The organism is Pedobacter sp. GW821-FHT01D05 (assembly GCF_059422505.1).
This window is the reverse complement of sequence record NZ_JBWKXA010000004.1, coordinates 449,973-474,284: the sequence shown is the minus strand read 5'-3', so window position 1 is coordinate 474,284 and position 24,312 is coordinate 449,973. Positions and strand designations below refer to the sequence as shown.

19 protein-coding genes are annotated in these 24,312 nt (G+C 39.3%); 8 read left to right on the top strand and 11 right to left on the bottom strand.

The window, feature by feature from the left end:
• Positions 1–172: 172 nt before the first annotated feature.
• Positions 173–2,614: an outer membrane beta-barrel protein gene (locus AC07VK_RS17045; RefSeq protein ID WP_492961959.1), complete on the top strand. Its 2,442-nt coding sequence runs from the start codon at positions 173–175 to the stop codon at positions 2,612–2,614.
• 89 nt (positions 2,615–2,703) lie between these two features.
• On the top strand, positions 2,704–3,456 hold the full coding sequence (locus AC07VK_RS17040) for a DNA alkylation repair protein (protein ID WP_492961957.1): 753 nt from the start codon (positions 2,704–2,706) through the stop codon (positions 3,454–3,456).
• On the opposite strand, the gene AC07VK_RS17035 is transcribed toward AC07VK_RS17040, so the two are convergent.
• The 6 genes from AC07VK_RS17035 to AC07VK_RS17010 form a co-directional block, all read right to left on the bottom strand.
• Positions 3,453–3,947, bottom strand: coding sequence for a GNAT family N-acetyltransferase (locus AC07VK_RS17035; RefSeq protein ID WP_492953673.1), 495 nt, complete (start codon positions 3,945–3,947; stop codon positions 3,453–3,455). The two genes, AC07VK_RS17040 and AC07VK_RS17035, sit on opposite strands and share 4 nt — an antisense overlap.
• The gene (locus AC07VK_RS17030; protein WP_492961955.1) at positions 3,944–4,504 is read right to left on the bottom strand and encodes a thiamine pyrophosphokinase; all 561 of its coding nucleotides are present in this window, start codon (positions 4,502–4,504) and stop codon (positions 3,944–3,946) included. Before AC07VK_RS17030 ends, AC07VK_RS17035 begins: the two co-directional genes overlap by 4 nt.
• Before the next feature lie 63 nt (positions 4,505–4,567).
• A complete protein-coding gene (locus AC07VK_RS17025; protein WP_492961953.1) occupies positions 4,568–5,860 on the bottom strand; it encodes a hypothetical protein in 1,293 nt (430 codons plus the stop codon).
• A 59-nt stretch (positions 5,861–5,919) separates the two neighbouring features.
• Positions 5,920–6,564: a thiamine phosphate synthase gene (locus AC07VK_RS17020; RefSeq protein ID WP_492961951.1), complete on the bottom strand. Its 645-nt coding sequence runs from the start codon at positions 6,562–6,564 to the stop codon at positions 5,920–5,922.
• Positions 6,565–6,662: 98 nt separating this feature from the next.
• Positions 6,663–9,107 carry a TonB-dependent receptor gene (locus AC07VK_RS17015; RefSeq protein ID WP_492961949.1) on the bottom strand — a complete coding sequence of 815 codons (2,445 nt, stop codon included), beginning with the start codon at positions 9,105–9,107 and terminating at the stop codon, positions 6,663–6,665.
• A gap of 1,198 nt (positions 9,108–10,305) precedes the next feature.
• Positions 10,306–10,836, bottom strand: a complete 531-nt coding sequence (locus AC07VK_RS17010) for an AAA family ATPase (protein ID WP_492953678.1) — start codon at positions 10,834–10,836, stop codon at positions 10,306–10,308.
• Between the two features lie 435 nt (positions 10,837–11,271).
• Here AC07VK_RS17010 and AC07VK_RS17005 point away from each other — a divergent pair, with 435 nt between their 5' ends.
• Positions 11,272–11,589: a carboxypeptidase regulatory-like domain-containing protein gene (locus AC07VK_RS17005; protein ID WP_492961947.1), complete on the top strand. Its 318-nt coding sequence runs from the start codon at positions 11,272–11,274 to the stop codon at positions 11,587–11,589.
• A gap of 211 nt (positions 11,590–11,800) precedes the next feature.
• The gene (carB, locus tag AC07VK_RS17000) at positions 11,801–14,638 is read left to right on the top strand and encodes a carbamoyl-phosphate synthase large subunit (protein ID WP_492953680.1); all 2,838 of its coding nucleotides are present in this window, start codon (positions 11,801–11,803) and stop codon (positions 14,636–14,638) included.
• Between the two features lie 205 nt (positions 14,639–14,843).
• Here the strand turns inward: carB and AC07VK_RS16995 are convergent, their stop codons facing one another.
• From AC07VK_RS16995 to AC07VK_RS16985, 3 genes are all read right to left on the bottom strand, one after another.
• Positions 14,844–16,151 (bottom strand): M20/M25/M40 family metallo-hydrolase, encoded by a 1,308-nt coding sequence (locus AC07VK_RS16995; RefSeq protein WP_492953681.1) that lies wholly within the window; start codon positions 16,149–16,151, stop codon positions 14,844–14,846.
• 18 nt (positions 16,152–16,169) lie between these two features.
• Entirely contained in the window at positions 16,170–18,002 is a 1,833-nt protein-coding gene (locus AC07VK_RS16990; RefSeq protein ID WP_492961945.1) for a M61 family metallopeptidase, read from the bottom strand.
• A gap of 189 nt (positions 18,003–18,191) precedes the next feature.
• On the bottom strand, positions 18,192–19,313 hold the full coding sequence (locus tag AC07VK_RS16985; RefSeq protein ID WP_492961943.1) for a DUF4407 domain-containing protein: 1,122 nt from the start codon (positions 19,311–19,313) through the stop codon (positions 18,192–18,194).
• Between the two features lie 128 nt (positions 19,314–19,441).
• Between AC07VK_RS16985 and AC07VK_RS16980 the strand changes: the two genes are divergently transcribed.
• Positions 19,442–19,759 (top strand): rhodanese-like domain-containing protein, encoded by a 318-nt coding sequence (locus AC07VK_RS16980; RefSeq protein WP_029277953.1) that lies wholly within the window; start codon positions 19,442–19,444, stop codon positions 19,757–19,759.
• A 104-nt stretch (positions 19,760–19,863) separates the two neighbouring features.
• Entirely contained in the window at positions 19,864–20,061 is a 198-nt protein-coding gene (locus AC07VK_RS16975) for a DUF6358 family protein (RefSeq protein WP_029277955.1), read from the top strand.
• Here the strand turns inward: AC07VK_RS16975 and AC07VK_RS16970 are convergent.
• On the bottom strand, positions 20,039–21,070 hold the full coding sequence (locus AC07VK_RS16970; protein WP_492961941.1) for a dipeptide epimerase: 1,032 nt from the start codon (positions 21,068–21,070) through the stop codon (positions 20,039–20,041). The genes AC07VK_RS16975 and AC07VK_RS16970 overlap by 23 nt on opposite strands.
• Positions 21,071–21,148: 78 nt before the next feature.
• Here AC07VK_RS16970 and AC07VK_RS16965 point away from each other — a divergent pair, with 78 nt between their 5' ends.
• Entirely contained in the window at positions 21,149–22,285 is a 1,137-nt protein-coding gene (locus AC07VK_RS16965; RefSeq protein ID WP_492961939.1) for a hypothetical protein, read from the top strand.
• 277 nt (positions 22,286–22,562) lie between these two features.
• Positions 22,563–23,546, top strand: a complete 984-nt coding sequence (locus tag AC07VK_RS16960) for a hypothetical protein (RefSeq protein WP_492961937.1) — start codon at positions 22,563–22,565, stop codon at positions 23,544–23,546.
• 143 nt (positions 23,547–23,689) lie between these two features.
• Here the strand turns inward: AC07VK_RS16960 and AC07VK_RS16955 are convergent, their stop codons facing one another.
• Positions 23,690–24,307: a rhomboid family intramembrane serine protease gene (locus tag AC07VK_RS16955; protein ID WP_492961935.1), complete on the bottom strand. Its 618-nt coding sequence runs from the start codon at positions 24,305–24,307 to the stop codon at positions 23,690–23,692.
• Positions 24,308–24,312: the final 5 nt, after the last annotated feature.

Sequence of the window (24,312 nt, the reverse complement as noted above, 5' to 3'; positions counted from 1 at the left end):
CAAAATCCCTGTAACCTTTTTAAAAAACGGTCGTCTTACCTATAACTAAACAAGCGGAAACCTTTCGTTTCCGGGCTAAACTTTAAAATAAGCAAGCAATTAAATTGAAAGCGCATGCACATGCGGTATAGAAATCTTTTTGCCCATTTTTTTTAAGAATAAATACCTAAAAATGAAAACACTATACAGAATATCACTTACCCTTACACTCCTTTTTAGCGTTACGACCGGTTTTGCGCAAACAAATACTAAACCGAACATCAGTGGGGTAATTTTAGATGAAACCAAAAAACCTGCAGATTATGTTACTGTTGTGCTCTTTAAAGCATCCGATTCGAGCTTAGTTAAAACAGCATTTACCGATCCAAATGGAACATTTAATTTTAATGTTTCGGGCAAGGGGAGTTATTTTTATAAAGCCAGTAACATGGGTTACAAAACACTTAAAAGTAAAACCATCGTTTTAACAGAAGATAATCAAAAGGTAGATTTCGGAACGGCCCAGCTCACTGCAAACACTCAAAACTTAAAAGAAGTGAATGTAGCTGTAACTAAACCATTAATCGAAAGAAAAATGGATAAGATCGTGATGAACGTTTCCAATAGTTCGGTTATGACAGGTTCTACCGCATTAGAAGTTTTGCAAAAAGCACCAGGCGTAACGGTAGATCAAAATGATAAGATTTCGATGATGGGTAAACAGGGTGTGCTGATTCAACTGGATGGCAAGCAGACTTACATGAGCAGTGCTGATGTGGCGAATCTACTGCGCAATATGCAGAGTTCGGAAATAGAAAGCATCGAACTGATTACCAATCCTTCGTCAAAGTATGATGCTTCGGGTAATTCAGGAATTATTAACATCAAAACCAAAAAGAATAAAAACGGTGGAACGAATGGTAGCGTAAATGGCTCGCTGGGTTATGGTAAAAACCTGAGGGCAAATACCGGTATAAACCTCAATCACCGTACTCAGAAACTGAATCTTTTTGGCAACTACAATTATGGTAAATTTGAAAGAGACAACCTGATAGCGATCGATCGTATTTCGAACGGAACTCCAGATACTTACTTTATGCAGGTTGGCGAGAGCAATAGAAAGCAATATAACAATAACTTTAAGGCAGGTTTAGATTATTTTATTGATAAGAAAAATACCATCGGGTTACTCGTAAACGGTTATTTTAACCATGGAAATGAAACTGCGGTAAACAATACTTTAATTGGTCCATCTTTCAGTCAGGTAGATTCGAGCTTGATAACCAATTCATTCCAGGCAAACAAATACAATAATGTTTCTTATAACTTAAATTATAAATCTGTTCTGGATACCGCGGGTTCAGAAATCTCGGCAGATGTAGATTATTCCAAATACAAAGGAAACGATGGTTCTAATTATGAAAATGATTACCGGTTCCAAAATGGAGACAGAATCCGCCCCATCAGGTATACTCGGAACAACACCCCATCGATTATTGATATCAAAGCATTTAAAGTCGACTATAATGTATCACTTAACAAAACGATTAAACTCGAAGCCGGGCTTAAAAGCAGCTGGGTTAAAACCGACAATGACTTGCAGGCAGAAATGTTGGTAAACAATGCTTGGCAGAATGATGTAAAACGAAGCAACCAGTTTGTGTACGATGAAAATGTAAATGCGGCTTATACCAATGTAAACAAACAGTTTAAAAATACCAGCGTACAGATTGGCCTAAGGGTTGAGCAAACCAATTCGAAAGGAAATCTGATTACCACAAACACCGTTGTAGAACGAAATTACTGGGATTTCTTTCCAACGTTATTTGTTCAACAAACGCTTTCAAAAAATAATCAGTTAGGTTTTTCTTATAGCAGGAGGATAGACCGACCAAGTTACGATGCTTTAAATCCTTTTATTTATTATTTAGACGAATTTACCTATAGCAAAGGAAATCCCTTTTTAAATCCACAGTATACACACAATTTTGAGCTTAGTTATACACTATTGCAAAAATATATGCTCTCAATAGGCTATAGCAGGGTTAATGATGTAATTGCAGAGGTAATTTTGCCCGATGCAGCAAATCAATCGTTATATCAAACTAATGCAAATATTGCCACCAACATCAGCTACAACGCCAATTTAAATGTGCCTGTTCAGATTACGAAATGGTGGCAGACCAACAATAACTTAAATGTTTTTTACCTCAGTTTCAAATCACCAGATTTGGCCGGGAGCGCTTTAAAAACCGGAAAAACATCTTTCCAATTTAAATCGCAACAAACCTTTACCATTATGGATGGTTTTACAGCCGAAATAAATGGCAGTTACGAATCTCCGCTTGATTATGGAACGCTAAGTTTAAAAGCCCGCTATTATGTAGATGCGGGTTTGAGTAAATCGCTGTTTAAGAAAAAGGCAAGTTTAAAATTGGCCTTATCAGATGTATTTAACATGTCTGAAAACAATTTATCAAGTGCCTATCCGGGTTTAACTTACTCGGTACATCAAAAAAATGAAACTCAAATTGGTAGAATCAGTTTTACCTATCGTTTTGGTAAAAATGAAATTAAACCTGCCCGCCGCCGTGCAACGGGAACCGAAGCGGAACAAGGCCGGATGAAAAATTAACACTCAGCCCTTCAATTATGAAAACCCGATCAACATTATGCTGGTCGGGTTTTCTGTTTTTGTATATTTAAACTGGAAACCTGAGCATAATGTCTGTCGAGAAAATCCCCAAACAAACCGCAAATTTAACAGCTACTGCTTTTATTGAAAAATTAAGCACCTACCAATCTAAAACAGAATTGGAAAAAATTACCCGTTATTTTAAAACTGAGAAGGGCGATTACGGAGCAGAAGATCAGTTTATTGGCATTCGGATGGGGCAGGTTTTCGAAGTGGCCAAGGCTTTTGTGGCCATGCCTGTTCAGGAAATAGAAAAGCTGTTGGAAAGCCCGCTTCATGAACACCGGGCAGGCGCGGTAAGCATAATGGATTTTCGGGCAAGGGATAAAAAAACAAGTGAAAATGTAAAGAAAGCCCTTTTTGAACTTTACCTTGACCGCTACGACCGGATTAACAATTGGGACCTGGTAGACCGTGCCGCCTGTTTTGTAGTGGGTAGTTATTTATTTGATAAACCAAGAGCTATTTTATACCAATTAGCCGTTTCTGAAAATATGTGGCAGCGCCGTACAGCGATAGTGAGCACATCTTATTTTATCCGTAAAGGCGATTTGACCGATACTTTTGGTATAGCAGAAATCCTTTTAAATGATGGCGAAGACCTGATCCACAAAGCAGTTGGTGGTTGGATCAGACAGGCAGGCACAAAAAATAAAGTTCAGCTAATGGCTTTCTTAGAAAAACATGCAGCAATAATGCCCCGCACCATGCTGCGCTATGCTATAGAACATTTTGACAAAAGCGACCGCGAATATTACCTGAACCTGAAAAGAATAAATTAGAATTTATATTCCATTACATAATCATCCATAAAGTAACCTTCACCTATATCAAGTTTTACCGATTCTTTAATGGTAAAACCTCCTTTTAAGTAAAAATCCTTGGCTTTATTATGTTTGTTCACGTTCAATTGTAAAGCACTTCCCCCTGCATCTTTTACCTGGTTAAAAACCTCGTTAATTAAGATTTTCCCAACACCTTTGCCATGTGCAGATGGCAGCACATAAAGCTTGTGCAGTTTGTAAATACGCTCTTCGTGTCCAATAATAGAATATCCTGCAAAACCGAACTGCTTCTCGCCTTCCTCTGCAATCAGGAAAATATGCCCTTCCATAAATTGCTTTAGGAGTTCTCCTTTGTTGTACATTTTATTCAACATGTAATCAATCTGTGCCTGCCCGATAATATCGAGGTAGGTTGAGGGCCAGGTTGCCGCGGCAATATCCCTGATAATTTCTATATCTTCTTCTTTTGCTTTTCTGAGGGTAATCATATGGGTTCGCTAATAAAAATTGGTTGTCCTGAAAAGGTAAATTCTACAAAGCCATCTTTAACTACAGCAAAAATTTCTTCTTCATCCTGCACCAGGTTGGTTACTTCGATATATCGGTTGCCATGGATCAGGAATTCACTTCCTGCAGGTTTCCAAACAGAAAAACCTGATTTGATTGGATAATGTTTTGCCCTTTCAGTAAACACCACCAGATTAATTTTGTCTTCAAATCCGGCAAACTTCTCCAGATCAAATTTCTTCGCAATTACATTTACCGCGGGATACCGCTCTTCGTACAAATAATTAATAGCAACCATTAAAGCATCAACAGGGCCCTGAATAACTTTTGTATCCTCTTGCGTTTCCTGTCCGTTCCCATTTACTAGCACATCTACCTTTAAGCCTAATGAAAAAATCTTATCGTAACTTTCTCCGTTAACCAAAAGCGTAGGGCTCCATTCGAGCAGTTGGCCCAAAAGCTCCTCATTAAAATCCCCAAGCTCATCGATGTATAAAGCCGGCTCCTGTTTTTCTTTTACAATATGGTGTGAAGACATACTGCGAATATAGAAATTTCGCTTTAAGTACGGTAAAGGAAGAATCAGTTAGGAGTAAAATGATTAACGATTGTATGGATATTCACTCACCCAATGGAAGCCCCTGTTGATGAGTTTAAAATCTTTAAGATCTTTTCGCTTAAAACTTACGGATATGGAATCTTTCTCTGTTAGGCCTGAAAGAATCAGCCTATCTTTTCCAATAACATTATAGTTGAAAACATATTTAGTGGAGTCTTTATCGGTTGATTTTAGTAACAATTCTTTTTTCTTCTGATCAAAAACAGTAGTGAAATTAGCAGAACTATCGTTCATCTTCTTTATCCTTACATAGCCTGAATAATTAATAATCATCTGTTTCCATCGCGTACTATCAGTAGTTAAAGGCGCCAAGGTTTCACCTTTCACTTTCATACTTTCAACATTATAAATGCCATACATAAATGGCTTAGGTGCTGCACTACCATAAGTTTTTCTCTGCTCAATTAATGATGATATCAAGAATACCAGCGAAGCAGTAATGTACAGGTATTTTGCACCATAAGCTGTAAAGTAAAGCCATCTCTTTTTAAATTTTGGCCGATACATTTTTTCGAGCTGCTGGCTTTCATATCTGATAAAGAAGCGATATAGTTTTAAGAAATGTGGGGCCAAAATAAAAACACACATCACCACAAGTGCGGTTGAGAGTAGTTTTACAGGAACGTCGAAAAAATAATTCATCGACATTACATGCGCTGTTGCGGCCAAGGATAGAAAGGCACCCACAACAACCGTTCTACGGAACAAAAGCATAATGGCAGAAACTTCAATAATGCCCATAAAGATATTGTAACCTTTAGAAAAGCCAAGGAAGGTCCACGCAAGGCCCATTGGCGATGCATTTCCGAAAGGTTGAAGCAACCTCATCAATGAAGGATCAGGAAACTGTAGTTTGATTACTTTTATAGCGCCGTATAATATCAGGGTAAAGGCTAAATAAAATCTTACCAGTACCACAAGCCAGTAATAAGCTGAATTATAGCTTTTGCGTTTGCGGTCTAAAACTGACCAAATCATGCTACCAATTACCGATACTAAAAATATAAAGAGTAGCAATACCCAATCATATGAGGTGTCGCCACTTCCATTGGTGTAAATTGTAAAATCGTAATTGTAGTGGATAATGTTTTTAGAGAACCAGGGAATAAGATCGTGCAATACCAGATTTGGCAACTGCAGTATACTTGATAGGAACGTAAAGGCTCCATTGTTATTCAAGATAATGAAAAGAGACAAGAGGAGGAAAAAGAACCTGAAAGAGATTTTTTTATAAATGTTCCAGGGTGCATTGGTTTGAAGAGCGTTTTCAGACATATTTAGTTGGGTTTTATCCAAAACTAAAAATTATCCCACGGGCTTCAAATTCTAAAATGTTAATTAACAGCGCTTTCTTTAACTAATGTGTAAAAATCTTGATAGGCTTCGATAAAATCATCGGCAAAATTAATGGCTCCGGATACAGCTATACCATAAATACCTGTTTGCATTAAAGCTTCTACATTGTAGGTTTTTATCCCGCCCACAGCCAATATCGGAATATTGACGGACATAGCCTTCAATTCTTTTATAACCTGTTGATAGCCCTCGGTACCTAGAAGCGTATAATTATTGGATTTGGTTTCAGTTTCTGCAAATGGACCATAACCAGCATAATCGGCTCCTTCCTGGGCAAGTCTGATTAAATTTTCTACTGTATTTGCCGATCCTCCAAGGGTAATATCATGGCCAACCAGTTTGCGCAGGGCGATAAAATTGGCATCCATATCTTCTATATGGAAGCCCTGAATATCGGCCTTTCCATTTAAATGAACATGATCGGTAACGATTAAGGTGGTACCCCAATCATCACAGATTTCGGCTATTGCATTAATATCCTGTAAGAGTTCTTCATCACTTTTGCTTAGGCAACGGTATTGGATCCATTTTGCGCCAGCCTCGCAGGCTTGTTGTGCCTGTTCGATATGGCTTAAATGTGGGATATCGTGCGTAATGTAATGAAGTTTCTCTATGTATTTCATAATCTATAAATCGTCATTGCGAGGCACGAAGCAATCTATTTAGCGGATTAGATTGCTTCGTGCCCCACAACGACGAAAGTACTAAACTTTAACCTTTCTTAAAACTTAACGTTCAAGCTTAGCAAAAAGTTAGTTCCTGCCTGTGGGTAAAAGAAGTTTTCGGTTACCCTGCTTCCGCCTGCCTGGTAGCCATAGGTATAACCGTTGCTTTCGTATTTCTTATCGAAAACATTGTTTACCAATAAACCAAAGTTTATGTTTTTAACACCTGCAAATTTAAAGTCGTAACCCAAACGTGCATTGCTTACCCAATAACCATTAATGGTTCTATCGTTGTTCTGGGTATTATCCAGGTATTGTTTGCTTACATATTTGCTCTGTAAGGCTACAGCAAAACCCTTAACAGGTTTATAAACCAGTTCACCAAAAAGAACAGCATTTGGGGAATAGGAGATGTCGGTTAATTTGTAGTTGTTTACTACCTGCCCACCATTATCGTAATCATCATAATATTCGGTAAAGTTCTTGATTTTGTTTCTGCTCAATGCTGCATTGGCGTTTAATACAAATTGAGAAGAGATGGTGTATGAACCGTCTACTTCAATCCCTAAACGGTAACTTCTGTCTACATTCTGACGGAAATTTCCGCCAACATCATTTATTTTTCCGGTAACCACCAATTGGTTTTTATAAAACATACCATAGGCATTTGCACCGATATTAAATTTATCATTTTTAAAACGGTAACCTAATTCTACATCATTCAAACGCTCAGGTTTTGGGGAAACACCCACAGCAGCATCTGTATAATCATCTCTGTTAGGCTCTTTGTTGGCTACACTAAACGAGGCGTAAACATTGCTTTGTGGATTGATAAAATAGGTGGCCCCAAATTTTGGGTTAAAGAAATTTAAGGTTTCGTTAATAGCCAAAGTGTTCAGTTTGTTTTCCGTTCCGGCAACATCGAAATACACCCGGCGGTACTGCAGGTCGGCAAATAAGCTTAATGATTCTACCGGACTATAGTTTACTTTACCATAAGTGTTAAAATCGGTTTTAAAACCATCGTTATCATAATAGTGCCTGTCTATATTTCCATTTGAAGCATATTGGGCCCAGATCACCTGCCCGAAGTGAGCACCTTTATATTCATTATATGCACCGCCCAAAGTAAAGCTTAAATTCTTTTGAGGCACGTAGTTAAAGGCATAGGTAACACCATAAAAATCGTTATCTAACCAACGTCGACGGATTAAATCCGTTTCGGTAACTGGTACTCCTCCCGGAATAACAACCGGATTTAAGCCATAATTTTTAAGTTTATCCTGTGCCCTGTATTCTTCATAATAACCTTCACCTTTAGTATAGTGTAAAGCGCCGTTAAAAGAAAACTGATCAGAAAACTGTCTGGCATAAATTAACTGGTAATGGTTTTGTGTATAGTTATCCGTTTGGTTATTGTACAAGAAACTGTTGTAAGTTCTTCCCGAATTTAGAAGGTTTGCCGCATCTTCCGCACCTAATCCGTTTCTGGCAATATAGGCATTCATTCCGGCTACGTCATTTTCTAAACGTGATTGCGGAATACCGTTCCACGATTGATAGGTTTTCTCATTTCCTGAAAAAATATTAACGCGCAGCAGGTCTTTATTGCCGTGATAGGCACCAGATAGAAAATACGATTTAAGCAGTGATGAACCACGGTCTACATAACCATCAGAGCTGATCCTCGATAAACGGCCATCAAAGCTAAAGCGGTTATTAATCAAACCGGTTCCAACTTTAACTGTGTTTTTCCAGGTATTGAAACTGCCGTAAGTGCTGTTTACTTCGGCATAAGGCTCCGTTTCGCTGGCGGTTGTCTGGATATTTAAACTCGCACCGAATGCACCTGCGCCATTGGTTGAAGTACCTACACCGCGCTGAATCTGTATGTTATCTACAGATGAAGCAAAATCGGGCATGTTTACATAAAAAGTACCCTGGCTTTCACTATCGTTGATCGGAATACCATTTACAGTTACGTTGATCCTGCTATTGTCGCTCCCGCGGATACGGATCCCGGTGTAACCTACACCAGCACCAGCATCAGAATTAACCACAACGCCCGGTGTGTTCTGAAGGATGAAAGGTAAATCCTGCCCAAAGTTATTCTGCTGAATTTCTTCCTTACCTATATTTTTATAGGTAGTAGCCGATTTTTCTGTCGCCCGTGTTGCACGAACAATCACCTCATCAGCCAGGAAATTTTGAGCCGAGAGGCTAAAATCCAGCGTGGTAGGCTGTTTAAGTTCTACAGCTTTTTCGATTGTTTTATAGCCTACATAACTTACCACAATAGTGTATTTGCCGTTAACGAGGTTAGTGATGCTGTAATTTCCTGAGGCATCGCTTACAACTGCCGTTTTTTGATTTCTCAATTTAACCGTAGCACCTGGAAGTGGCTGCTGGTTTTGATCTGTTACCTTACCTGTAACAGAAATTTGTGCCGATACAAAGAAGGGCAACATTGCAACAAGCGCTGCAAAAAGTAAATTTTTCAATTTTATTGTTTTTAGTTAAACCCATCGGAAAAGGGGCATTGCCGATTTTCAGTTAAACTTCCATAACTCCAATCCCTACGCCGGCATTACCCGGATCAGGTGCATTCGAGGTGGATGGCTGGAGGGTTTTAAGGTTGATGGCATTACCCCTCTACCTTTTTACCTTCTACTTTTCACCTCAAAATGGGTATGATCTCAGCCTGTTTTTGTGTTTATTTAAACAAGGCACCCCTAATGATGGTGCAAATGTAGAAAATATTTAGCAATTCGAACGGTTTTTGAAGCTTTATAGGGTAATTGGATAAAATTGACAGCTTTATGGCGTAGCTTAATGAATTTGCTGGTGCTTAGGATTAGAAAATGAACGGTTCAGTGTACATGGCTTTTTCAGCCCCGCTTTCCCTCCTGCCAATTTTGAAGAAAAATCGGCATCCGTTCCAATCGGGTTTAGGTGGCCAGGAATGTAGAAATATTAGCGGATTGTTACCAAACGTTCCTACGGAACGAAAACGCCAATTAAATATTGGCTACCCACGAATCGTCCCGATGGGACGGCAAAGGCATAATATTCACAGATCGTCCCATCGGGACGACTCCTTGGTAGAAAAAAAATGTTTTATTTTTTCGTTCCATAGGAACGTTTAGTGTTTTAGGCACCACGGTAGCAAACCGCTGTTAACTAAACCAGACAGCAGCGGGCATCCCGATTTCTTCAATCGGGATAAAGCGGATGGCAGGACCACAGCACCTATGAAACACTGCCCTTCCATTTCCAAATAAAAAAATAATAATATTAATGGGAAATGAGCGGTTCTGAGCTTTTAGCAATTTCAGCCCCGCTTTCCCTCCTGCCAATTTTGAAAGAAAATCGGCATCCGTTCCAATCGGGTTTAGGTGGCCAGGTAGGTAAAAATATTAATGGATTAAGGGACTGTATTATAATTATAGATTGTCATCCTGAGCCTGTCGAAGGGCCTGTTAAATGCCGCTCAAGGCGTTTCGACAAGCTCAACGTGACAAATTCGAATGGAATTACAAATATGATACAACCTGTTTAGCTCCAGGGTAACAATCTTTGTTCAATAAACCCGACAGTAGCGGTTCCGATCCTTCATCGGAATTAGCGAATGGCGGGACTGCTGGCAGCCAAAAGCTACTGCCAATCATTTCCAAAAAAAATTAAAAGAATCCTAATCTTCTATCTTCCCAAAAATCCATCAATGGCCATAATTGCATTTTCTAACCTCTCATCACCCAATCCACCAATTACCTTATAATTCGCATTTAGTGCTTTCAGTTCCTTATGCCAAACCTGCATAAAATATTCGCGCTTATCGGGGAAATCGCGCAGCGGATCGTCTTGCCAGGGCAAATCGATGTCCATTAACAGATACAGGTCGTACGGTCTCTCAGGCAGTGCATCCAGCACTAGCTGTGGTGTTTCGCCTAATACTTCATCGCTCCAGATCTTTACCGTAATAAAAGTCGTATCGCAAATAATAAAATCGCTTTCGGTCGTTACTAAAATGGCATCTTCTAAAGCTACCTGACCGTAATACATGTTCACTTCATCTTGCAGGGTATAATCGGCAACCAGGTTTTCGCAGTAATAGCGGGCATACTCTGGCACCCACGAAACTTTATAATATTTTGCCAGCAATTGAGATATAGTAGATTTTCCCGTACTTTCCGGGCCAACAATAGCGATCTTTTTAATGTTTTTATTCACAATATGTTTTCTGAATACGGTCAAATGTAGTGGAAAAAGCCTTAAAAGAAAAAATCCGGTTGAGGAGGGCTCCTCTAACCGGATAATAAACCAAACAAACTATTTATGAAGAAATCCTCATGGCGGGTAACTAATCCGCGGAGGAAGCTTTAGATCATTGTCTAAAGTATATACAAAACGCATATATGTTCTGCTTATTACAACATTATTGCCAATATTTCTAGTATCACAACTTCGTGACTTAATTCTGACCTATAGCCGCACTTTTACTAAATTCTTTTAACACTAATTAACATTTATAATAAAACCGTACATTTGATTTCTACAGCCGTGTATAATTTATAGTACAATCCTAAAATTAGTGTTCATTATTTAAAACTATTTGTACTAAATGGTGTTATTTATTTAAGACATCAACAACTAAAACGTTATACCATGAAAAAGTTATGTGTTGTATTATCTCTGCTCATTGTATTTGCTTTAGGCTCAATTGCCTTTACAAATATTAAATTGGGTGGAATAATCGGAAAAATTACGCCGGGTGATGCGGCTTCTGCTGTTTCGCTTGTAGCGGCGACAGACACGCTAAAAGCGCAGATTAGCCAAGGTGTTTTTATTTTTACTAACCTCAAAGAAGGCGTTTATACTGTCGTTGTAAAAGCCAATGCACCATACAAAGATGCTGTAATAGAAAAGGTGGCCGTAAAAGATAGCGCCACCACAGATTTGGGCGAAATTAAATTGCAACAATAGTTCATTTCTCAAAAGAAAAATCTAAAAAGAGCACTTAAATGGTGCTCTTTTTTATTTTAAAAAAAACGCCTTAAAATCACATCTAAAGATGTATCTTTGCATCCCGACAGAACAGTTGGGATTTTTCTTCTTACAAGCACAAAATCTCGTTGCTTTCAGGGTTTCAAAAGAACCAACACTTTAGAATTTTAATTATTGTTTAAGCTTTATCATGCCTAAAGACACTTCCATACGCTCAGTACTGATTATCGGATCTGGACCAATTATTATTGGCCAAGCCTGTGAATTTGATTACTCGGGTTCGCAAGCAGCGCTTTCTTTAAAAGAAGAAGGGATTACCGTTTCCATTATCAACTCCAATCCGGCTACAATTATGACGGATAAGGTTATCGGCGACCATGTTTACTTGCGCCCGTTAACTGTTGATTCAATAGAGGTTATTTTACAAGAGCATATCGACTCTGCAGATTTACCTAGAATTGATGCGGTACTTCCTACCATGGGCGGCCAAACTGCATTGAACCTTTGTAAGGAAGCTGAAGAACGTGGTGTTTGGGAAAAATACGGGGTAAAAGTAGTTGGTGTAGATGTTGCTGCAATTGAAAAGACCGAAAACCGCGAAGCTTTCCGCCAGTTAATGGTTGATATCGGTGTAGGTGTTGCAGAATCGAGAATTGCCAACTCATTTTTAGAAGGTAAAGAAGCAGCACAAGAAATCGGTTACCCACTGGTAATCCGTCCATCATATACCTTAGGTGGTTCTGGTGGTGGTTTCGTGCACAAAAAAGAAGAGTTCGATGCCGCTTTAAAACGTGGTTTAGAGGCTTCGCCAACACATGAAGTATTGGTAGAGAAAGCTGTTTTAGGCTGGAAAGAATATGAGTTAGAGTTGTTAAGAGACAGCAATGATAACGTAATTATTATCTGTTCGATCGAAAACTTCGATCCGATGGGTATCCACACAGGAGATTCGATTACTGTTGCGCCGGCAATGACCTTATCTGATCGTTGTTACCAGGAAATGCGTAACCAGGCGATCAAAATGATGCGTGCAATCGGTAATTTCGCCGGCGGCTGTAACGTTCAGTTTTCGGTTAACCCCGTAAATGATGAAATTATCGCCATCGAAATTAATCCACGCGTATCACGTTCATCAGCTTTGGCAAGTAAAGCAACTGGTTATCCAATTGCAAAAATTGCAGCAAAACTAGCAATCGGTTACAACCTGGATGAAATTGAAAATCAGATTACAAAAACTACTTCAGCATATTTCGAACCTACTTTAGATTACGTAATTGTTAAAATACCACGCTGGAACTTCGATAAATTTAAAGGCGCTAACAAAGAGCTTGGCCTGCAGATGAAATCGGTTGGTGAGGTAATGGCAATTGGCCGTACTTTTATCGAAGCCTTGCAAAAAGCTTGTCAGAGTTTAGAGATCAACCGCGCTGGTTTAGGTGCTGATGGCAGACAGGTGCGCAATATCGAAGAGATTATGGACGGTTTGGAGCACGCTTCATGGAACCGTTTGTTCTTAATAAAAGATGCTATGGCAATGGGCGTACCTCTGGAGTCCATCCGTAAGGTAACCAAAATCGATAAATGGTTCTTAAACCAGATCCAAGAGCTGGTATTGCTCGAAACTGAACTAAAAAGATATTCACTAAACAATATCCCTCAAGATTTCTTCGTAACACTTAAACAAAAAGGCTTCTCTGACATCCAGATCGCCTGGTTGTTAGGCAATGTTACCGAAGATGAAGTTTACGATCGCCGTAAAGCTTTAGGTATAAACAGGGTATATAAAATGGTTGATACCTGCGCTGCAGAGTTCCCGGCCAAAACACCATACTATTATTCTACTTTCGAAGAGGAAAACGAATCTGTTTCATCTGACAGGAAAAAGGTAATTGTTTTGGGTTCAGGCCCTAACCGTATCGGTCAGGGTATCGAATTCGATTACTCTTGTGTACACGGCTTATTGGCAGCTAAAGAAACAGGTTTCGAGGCCATCATGATTAACTGTAATCCTGAAACGGTTTCTACAGATTTTAACATGGCCGATAAACTATATTTCGAGCCGGTTTTCTGGGAACATGTTCGCGAAATCATTGAACTGGAAAAACCGGAGGGCGTGATCGTTCAATTGGGTGGACAGACCGCTTTGAAAATGGCGGAGAAATTAACCGAAAAAGGCATCAAAATTATCGGAACATCTTTCGAGAATATGGATATCGCTGAAGACCGTGGCCGTTTCTCAGACCTGCTGAAAGAATTAGACATTCCTTATCCAAAATATGGTGTTGCAGAGAATGCTGAAGAAGCAATCGTTGTAGCAAACGAAGTAGGTTATCCGGTATTGGTGCGTCCGAGTTATGTATTGGGTGGACAGGGCATGAGCATCGTAATTAACGATGAAGACCTTGAAAAAGCAGTAGTAAAATTACTAGGGGATTTACCGGGCAACCGTGTATTGATCGATCACTTTTTAGACAGGGCAGAAGAAGCAGAATCTGATTCGATTTCTGATGGTGAGGATGTACACATTGTGGGTATGATGGAGCACATCGAGCCGGCCGGTATCCACTCAGGAGATTCATTTGCCGTATTACCTACATTCAGCTTATCAGAAACGGTAACTAAAGCAATGGAAGAATACTCGGTCAAAATTGCAAAGGCATTAGATGTACGTGGTTTATTAAACATTCAGTTCGCCATTAAGGATGAGAAAGTTTATGTAATCGAGGCAAACCCAAGGGCATCGCGTACGGTTCCTTTCATTGCAAAAGCTTACGATGTTCCATACATTAACATCGCTGCTAAAATTATGCTCGGTGTAGCGAAGCTGAAAGATTTCACGATCGTTCGTAAACTTAAAGGTTATGCCATTAAAGAACCGGTTTTCTCTTACGAAAAATTCCCTGAGGTAGCGAAAGAATTAGGTCCTGAAATGAAATCTACAGGTGAGGCGATCCGTTTCATCAAAGATTTAGAAGATCCTTACTTCCGCAAGCTTTACAAAGACAAATCGATGTACTTGAGTAAGTAATCTACTTACTAAGACTTATAAAATAACAATGGCCAGTGATGATTTTCACTGGCCATTTTTTTGTTCGATTCGTACAAACATCGCGGTTTTAAATATGATCGTCACCCTGAATTTATTTCAGGGTCTTAATAGCATGTCGTCATGCTGAAATAAATTCAGCATGACGACATGCTACAAAAAACCTATCAGGTTTTTGAATGTTTTATTATTTCTTCAATTTCGGAATCCTCGTTGGGGTATCCGTTCCGTTTACAATGGTAATTGCGCTCTTTGCAATGGCTTTGATGGTAGAAAGAATATTTTCTACATCTAACGAGCTGTATTCATCTTTCACACTATGGTACAATTTATCAATATCAATTTTATCGGTACTGATGGTGTGCGCCGGAACGCCCAAAGCAGCTAAAGTTGCATTATCACTTCTATAGAATAAGTTTTGATCCGGATATGGATCTGGATGGAAAGTAAATTCGGTCCCAGCTAAATTTTTTTGTAAAATCTTCCCAAAATCAGATCTTTCATAACCTGTAATAAATGCAGTATTCTTGCCAAATTTCGAATCCTTACCAATCATCTCAATATTGAACATGGCTACTACATCATCAGGATTTAGTTTTTCTGAGAAATATTTTGCACCAAAACCGCCTATTTCTTCAGCGGTAAAAGCAACAAAGATTAAAGTACGCTCGTTGTTTTTCTGCGCTTTGTAATACTTGGCAAGGGCAATCATAGCCGTCGTACCTGAAGCGTCATCATCTGCACCATTGGCAATACTATCGCCATCAACACTTTTTAAAAAACCTAAATGATCATAATGACCTGAGAAAATCACGATTTCTTTTGCTTTTGATTTACCTGGAATTACCCCTGCAACATTAAACAAAGGCATTTTATCTACCTTACTTTTAAATGTTGCCGAAAAATCTGTTGCGGCATCTTTGCCCAAAACAAAAACCTGCACAGCGCTTGTAGTTGCTTTAACATCTTTCTCATCAACGGTTGCAGGTTTGCTGAAATGATCTTTATAACGGTTAAAAAGATCAGCAAACTTACTGTCGACTAAAACGATCTGGTTTTTATCAGTGTTCAGCATGGTTCTGAACTGTGCTACAAAAGGCTTTTCAGGGTCTAACTTAACAACAGTGGTGTTCGACTTATCTAGCGTAACACTTTCTGTGGTAACGCCCGTAACCATTATGTTTGCAGGTGCAACTTCCTGACCATCTATTTTAACACTCGTACTTTGGTTGGTAACCTGGTATTTGTTAAAAGTTTGACGGAAAGTTTTCTCGCCAGGTAAAGGCTGTAAACCGATCTTTTTAAATTCAGATTCGATAAAAGTAGCCGCTTTATCAATGCCTGGCGTAAAAGTTGCACGCCCCTGCATATCATCGGCACTTAAGGTCTTAATCAGGTGATCGGTGTATTCGCGGGTGATAATTTTATCGATGTTTTGCGCTTTAAGCTGCAAACTTGCCATCCCGACAAGGGTAAAAAAGAATATTTTCTTCATATAATAAGTATTTTTTTGCTATTTAGATTTTACATGCGATGTTAACCATTTATCTCTAAAAGTCTGCATGGCCGGTGTTAAATTCCCGCCTGTTTTTTCAATGGCAACGATTTCTAAGGCTGGATCTTCTGTCAAGGTTAATTGAGCTGTTTTCTCTTCTCCACGGTAAAGATAAGTAACCTTCAGTACATCGCCGGGTTTGTGGGCATCAGTAATGGCCGTAACCGCAGCAAGATCTTTTAATACCTCACCATCGATGGATAGCAATACATTATCAACGTCTAAACCTGCCTGGTATGCCGGTGTACCCATCAGCGTTTGACCTAAAATCAATTTTCCATCCAATGTATTAATCTTACCAAAGCCAGCAAAAGCTTTACCAGGGTTTGCTTTGCGCAAAACAAGGCCTGCATTTAAAAGCAGCTTGGCATAATCGTTCTTTTTGGTGCCGTAAATATAATTTTTAAAAAAATCGGCAGCGAAAGCAGGATCTTTAGTCAGCGTTGCAAGGCTTTTCTCTAAATCAGGAACGGTGTAGGCAATTTCAGGTTTACCGTAGGCTTTCCAAAGTGCACGCATATAATCATCAAGACTAAGCTTAAATTCGGTTCTTAAGCGCAGATCTAAAGCCAGGGCAGTAGCGGCGCCATAAGTATAATACGAAGTAAAAATATTGCCTTTATTGGTCTGATCGATAGCCACTCCGGCATCGGCAAACACCGCATACCTACTGGCCTCTATCGGCGAAAATTTTTTTGCTCCGGGAGACAGTAAAACAGCATTTACCAAACCATTAAAAGTTTGTATGGCATTGTCGGTAGTTTTTAAACCCGCCCTGGTTAACAGCAAATTGCCGTAATATTGGGTAAAGCCTTCAGCCAGCCAAAGTTCATCACTCATATTGGCATGCTCAAAATTGAAGGGCTCCAAAGTTTTTGGCCTTAAACGTTCTACATTCCAGCTGTGGAAATATTCGTGCGAAAAAGTACCCAGGAGGTTAGACTCATAACCTGCAATTTTTGGTGTGCGCTGCACAATCGAAGTAGAGTTTCTATGCTCCATTCCATCACCCGCATTCTCCGGATACACATCATCCAGAAAATAATAATTACCATAATCGTATGTGGGGAATTCGCCCCAAACGGCAAAATGTTCATCTACCATTTTTTTAAGCATCTCAGCATAATTATCGATGGTTTTCTGATCGTCGTTAGCATGCGTAATTAAATGGATGGTCTGCACTTTACCATCGGTATTTTTAACCTGCCAGCTTGCCGTTTTATAATTGGCAATTTCGGTAGGACTATCCATAAAATATTGAAGATTTGGCGCGAAATAAGTCCCATCGGCCATTGGCTTAAGCTGTGTAGCTACTTTCCAGCCTGGTTTTTCGGCATAATTGAATTTCACCAGCCGCGGTCTGTTATCCATGCCTACCGGAAAAGCAAAAGTTGCAGGTATATTCATGTGTGCATGGGTTTCGTCGAAACCAGCATAGGTGCCGTCAATCCAGTTTCCAAAAAGTGTATAATTTACTTTTACACTGGTGCCATGATTGGGAATTTCATAAACATCGCCCGCCGTTTGTTTAATGGCCAGCTGTTTACCTGATGCATCGAAAGCTTTCAGGTGATAGACATTTTTTCCAAATTCATGTGTAGCATAACGGCCCGGAGACGACCTGCTCATTCTAACCTTTAATGTACCCGCAGGCACATTAGGGATTAACATGCTGATTTCAGCTTCATGATGGATAACGTTTGGAAAGGCAACCGTATAACTGATCTCATTTTGGGCAAAAGCCTGAAACGATAGTAGACCAAATACCGCAGCACCTAAAAATTTCTTCATAAGAATCGGGATTATAAGGGCAATTTAATAAAAATGGAAGATGTTTGAGGTAAAATGTACGATGGCTAATCGTTGATGGTCTATGTTCACAGTTGATTTTTTTCGGTTTAATAGTTTAGGAGTTTAAGCCATGACCTATGAACCATCTGACCATGAACCATCCGCTCCAACTTTCTTCTTACATTCCCCTTAGCTGTCCCAATCGTGTTTTTCGAGATCGCGGTAAGCTTTTCCTTTTATAATTTCCTTCTTCTTTGACGATTCGGAATCGACCCTTGTTTCGTGAATATTATCGGCCACTTCAAAATGGAAATCCTTGTCTTTTTTAGAATGATAAATCGATATCTCGTCCCCATCCGCTATAGCATAATCATAAGGCCCGCGTGCACTCATCAGTTTTACAAACACCGGCAAACATTCAAAAAAGATAAACAGCAGCCCGATAAAAGTAACCGCAATTGCCGTATTGTTATCCCGTGTGCCATCTACATTAAATTTAAGCTGCCCTAATGCCCAGTTGCGGTCGGCAAAACCCGCAATATCCGATAAACTGTCTAACTGTTTTTTGGTGTACAGCTTTTCGGTAAACAGGCCATCAAATTCTTTTCGTTTATCTACAAAACCTTCCGATTTATTGATGGCCGCTTTTAACGAATCTAATTCGGCCGTACGTTGTGCAATTTCGGCTTCCTTACGTTTGGCATACGGTCCGTAGCCCATTACTCCTGATGTTTCGGTAGTTTTGTTTCCAAAAATCTCGAAATTAAGTTTTTGTCTATCCGCTTTAATTCCTTTTTCAAGTGAATCTCTCGTAGCTTTCTGTTGATTTAATCTGCCAAATTCTACCTGATATTTTTTCTCGAAAGCTTTGTTCAAGGTATCAATTTTAGAACGCTGCCCGTTTAGGTAACTCACCTTTAGGCGTTCTTTAATTTCTTTATCGAAAATTTTAAGCTCTATTGGTCTCGAAATAACCATACCAATCATAATGGCCAACAGAATACGCGGTGTAGCCTGCAACAACTGTTTGTTGGTACTTGCACTTTTATTAATACTCGATACAATATAACGGTCCATATTAAAGATGGCTGCCCCCCATAAAAAGCCGAAAACAACGGCAAAAATTACCGCCAGATCATCCCCCTTAAACACAAAATACATGGCATAACCTCCCGAAAGGGCAGCAAATAAGCCGGTAAAAAAGATGGTGGCGCCAATGCCTGTATATTTATTTTGTTCTGAAGGATACTTTTCCAGTGTCGGGATATGAGCGCCAGAGCAAAACCAAAAGAAACGGTTCAGTTTGTCCATTTGTAACTATTTATAGTTAAACGCCTAAGGGCGAAAGTTGTTACAGTTTTACACAAAATTTTATGGCATTTTTTTGATGGGGAGGGTAAAGTTGATTTTCCTATATTTGCATAAATACATTTAATAAAATGAAAGAAATATCGGTACAAGAACTAAAAGAGAAAATCGATAACAAAGAAGATTTTCAATTAATTGATGTTCGTGAAACATTCGAATACGAGGTTTCCAATCTTGAAGGCGAGAATATCCCTTTGGGTGGAATTTTAATTGAGGCTGATAAGGTTGCGAAAGATAAGCCGGTAATTATTCAGTGCCGCAGTGGAAAAAGAAGCGCAGCAGCAGTAATGCAGTTAGAGCAACAATACGGATTTGACAATCTTTATAACTTAAAAGGCGGTATTTTAGCTTGGCAAGAGGCTTTTGATCCAAGCATGCCGGTATATTAATGATAGCATGAGTGAATTTTGAATGAGTGAAGTTATTATCGCTTATTCAAAATTCATTCTCTCATTCAATCATTCTCTAATTTCGTCATTCAATCATTTCTACCGTGGGTAAAAAATTTGCTTTAAATATCTTCTATAACCTAGCCATTATCCTTTCTATTTTTGGATTGGTTTGGTGTTATAACAATGCTAAATATCTTCCGGCTGGCTTTTTGGTAGGCACTACTGCCTGTTTGTTCTACTTTAAGTATCAACTTACCAAAGACATCAGAAAAAGTTTTAAAGAAAAAGATCAGAAGTAATACCTGTTAAGCCTAGACCGGGTAGCTCTTTTAAGATATACTTACCTTTTTCGAAAGCCGGATCAGTAAAGGGGTTATTCTTGGTCAGCCAGGGCCCATCCAAATCGGCCCAGTTACATAAAGGTGCCAAAGCAGCTGCAGCCAAAGTGGCGCAACTCGTTTCGCTCATACAACCGATCAGCACTTTCATCCCAAAAGAACGGGCTTTCAAAATCATCTGATGCCCTTCGTACATGCCACAGCTTTTCATCAGTTTTACGTTAATGCCATGATAAGCACCTTTCAGTTTGTCCATGTCGGCTAAACGCTGTACGGCTTCATCAGCTAACAGCGGGATCGGACTGCGCTCGGTTAACCATGCGTTCCCATCGAGGTTATTTTTATCCATAGGCTGCTCGATTAACACCACACCCTGGTTATGCAGCCAATAAATTAAATCGATCGCTTTAATTTTATCTGCCCAGCCCTGGTTCGCATCCACATATAAGGGCACATTGGTCATGCTTCTTATTGTTTCGATAATTTCCCGATCGTTATCTCTCCCCAGTTTAACTTTGATCACTTTAAAAGCTTCGGCATCTTTCAGTTTTTCGCGGATTACTTCAGGCGTATCAATTCCAATGGTGTAGGAAGTTACCGGCATTTTAGCTGGATCTGCGCCGTAAATTTCATAACAGGGTTTATTTAACAGCTTCCCTTGTATATCGTTAAGGGCAATATCAATAGCCGCTTTAATGGCTGGCTGGCCTGGAGCAAGACTATCCAGATAGACAATAATTTCTTCAAAATCGAATGGATATTGGATTTTATCCCAATCTACAAGGCTTAGAAAAGCTGTCGCACTTTCATAACTCTCACCCATATACGGCACCATCGAGGCCTCGCCATAACCTGTTACGCCTTCATATTCTATCTTTAACAGCATTAAGGGGGTGCTGGTACGGGTAAATTTCGAGATCGAAAAAGGATGTTTTAATTCTAATTCAAATTGCCTGCAACTAATCTTCATTATCAATCGTCTTCTAAATAAATAAGGTAATTATCGCCTTACAAATTATCTTTGTTTATTAACGCAACTACCACTGCCATGAAAAACATTTCAAGATTACGGTATTTTATTTATTTATCCTTAATAATTATTGGGGGATGTACCACCGGGAAAAAAGCCTTACAAAAAGGTGATTATGATGCTTCGGTTGCCAAAGCAGTAAGCAGGTTGCAAAACTCGCCAAAAAACAGTGAGGCTATGGAAGTGCTAAAAACAGCATACGACTTAGCGCTACAGGATCATTTGCGAAAAATTGAAGAAGCTAAAATATCCAACGATCTTTTCAGATGGGAATCGGTGATGTACGATTATCAAAAAATCAATCAATTGGCTGATGATATTAACAGTTGCCCAGCTTGCTTGACCATTGTTCCAAGACCTTCAAAATACATCAATGAACTTGCTGATAGTAAATACAATGCTGCTGCCGCAAGATATAATTCGGGTTTAGGGTATTTAAGAGAAAACAACCGCCAGTCGGCAAAAAAAGCTTATTATGAGTTCGAAAAAACACAAAATCTTCAGCCAAATTATAAAGATGCCAAAGCCAAAATGGAGGATGCTTATTGGGCAGCAGTAATTAGGGTTGTGGTACAACCGATTTTTGTAAACAGCGGCATGTACAAATTAAGCGCTGATTATTTTCAGCAACAGATTGATCAGTTTATTGGCAATTACTCAAGAAATAAATTTGTGATTTTTTATGGCGAAACACAGGCAACAGATCAAAAAATTATTCCCGATCAGGTATTGAGCTTAAACTTTGACGATTTTGTGGTAGGCCAGACCTATGTAAAAGAAAGGGTAGAAAAGTTGAAACGCGACAGTGTGGTAATTGGCGAAACCCGTGAGAAAAAACCAATTTACGGTACAGTTAAAGCCACCTTAAGTATTTTCGAAAAGAATATCTCCTCATCGGGTTTACTGGATATGAGCATTACCGATTGGAAAACAAAAAAGCTGGTACGCCAGCAAAAATTCCCAGGAACCTATGTTTGGAGAGATAGTTGGGCAACCTATAAAGGCGATGACAGGGCGCTGAGTAAACAACAATTGGCCATTACCAGAAGGAGGGAGCAATTGCCACCACCGCCAAGTGCTTTGTTTTTAGAATTTACCAAACCCATTTACAACCAGCTGGTTGATGATATCAGTTATTATTATAACAACCTGTAGACCTCACCCTGTTAATGGAAATGGTATAGCGATGTCTTTCGTTGAGGTAGTATCGTAAGACGACACCTAAGATACTGTCATGTTGTCCAAAGGACTCCTACGGAGAGCTTGTCGAAACACCTTAAAGCGTATTTAAGCAGGTCCTTCGACAAGCTCAGGATGACAAATCTTTATTTACCCCTGCAAGGGTAATAGGTAAAATGAGTCAACTAACAGGGACAGGCGGTTGTAATCCCTGCGTTAAAATAAAATATCGGTGCAAAGCCCTAAAAATATAATGGTTAATATTGCGGTGATGAATACCGGTTTATACAATCCTTTCCAAAACTTCGATTTTTTATACAAAATCTGCTTCTTAAGCGGCAAAACTTTTAATTCGCCTGTTGTTCAGGTGCCGTTAATTCCAAAATGGTTGTTAGCACAGGCGGGCTTGAGTGGCGAAGAGCAGATCCAGTTTTTGGATGAGAGTATCCGTTCCTACAACACCCTGGTTATCCCGGTAAACAACGAGGTAAACGAGCAGTTTTTAAACCCGCTTGAAAACAAGATCGAAACAGCCTTTGCAACAGGTTACAATGCCGTTTCTGCACTGCCCGAACTAGATCTTTTTAACTGGATAGGCAAGTTTTTATACGGCTTTGTATATATCGAAATGCACTCAGCCCTACGCAAGGAAATGACTGCCGATGGTTTAAATATGTCGCAATCATTAATGATGAAATTTGCCAATCTGAATTTCATGATGCAGAACCTGTATACCAGTCTGGAGTTTGAAGATTTTTCACCATGGTCTATCACGGTAGTGAAATTAGAAAACGGAGAAACACCGTTCAGTTTCCGTGATGAGATAAATACTTTAACCTTCTCGTTAAAAATGAAAGATTTTGGTATCATCGCCTGTTTACAGGATAATGGTACGAATAAACGCTATCATCAGGACATCATCAACGAAATAAAAGGAAAAGCTTTAACCGCCGAACAGTTTGAAGAGTTGAGCGCCCGCTTTTATTATTCGGCCTATCTGTTTAACCGCTTGCCCGAATATACTTTTATGCCAGTAGAAGGCACCACCTATATCGAAGCTATGCCTTTACGGGGCAACATGACCAAACCGCTTTTTGATGTTTGGCAAAATAAAGTATATGCACAGGTATTGGAAAACTTTTGGAAACCCTGGGGTTATGTGGTATTCGAGATTATTAAAAACCCTGATGAACCCATGAGTTTCTTCGAGAAGCCTTGTTTACCTACTGCAGGGTAGTTTTTTGCAACAGATTTGCACTGATTAAATTTTTCGATAACCTAAACGAGATCGTCATTTCGAGCGAGTGCAACGAAGTCGAGAAATCTGTGTTGATAGATCTCTCCATTTTGCTATGCTTCAGTCGAGATGAAGAAGTTAAACTATCTCCCTCCTGTTAACATGGCAATAAAGTTCTGCAAAATGCCCGGAACAAAAATGATCGTAAAAATCAGCCCGGTTAAGGCACCGAAAAAGTGTGCATCGTGGTTAATACCGTCTCTGGAATTTTTTGATGCGTAAACACAATAAATTAGATAAAGAATACCAAATATAACCGCATATACTCTCACAAATGGAATAAATATGATTCCATATGTTGCAAGAGGATCAAATAATATACAAGCAAATACTACAGCACTAATTGCGCCCGAAGCTCCCAGACTATTGTAATTAAAGTTGTCTTTATATTTGAATATTGTTGGAAGATCGCTTAAAATCAGAGCTACAATGTACAATAATGCAAATCTCCAACTACCCATCAATCTTTCAAGTTTAAACGAGAACATCAAGAAAGTGTACATATTGAAAATCAGATGCATCCAATCAGTATGTATTAAGCCACTTGTTATGACTGTCCAAGCCTTATGGCCCCTTGATACACTGTAGGGATGCAGCATAAACTTGCCATATAGCGCATGATCATAGAAAGCGTATAAGCTGGTAATAATGGTAAAAACGAAAATTACGGAGGCAACTGGTGCAATATTGAAGTATTCCATTAGGC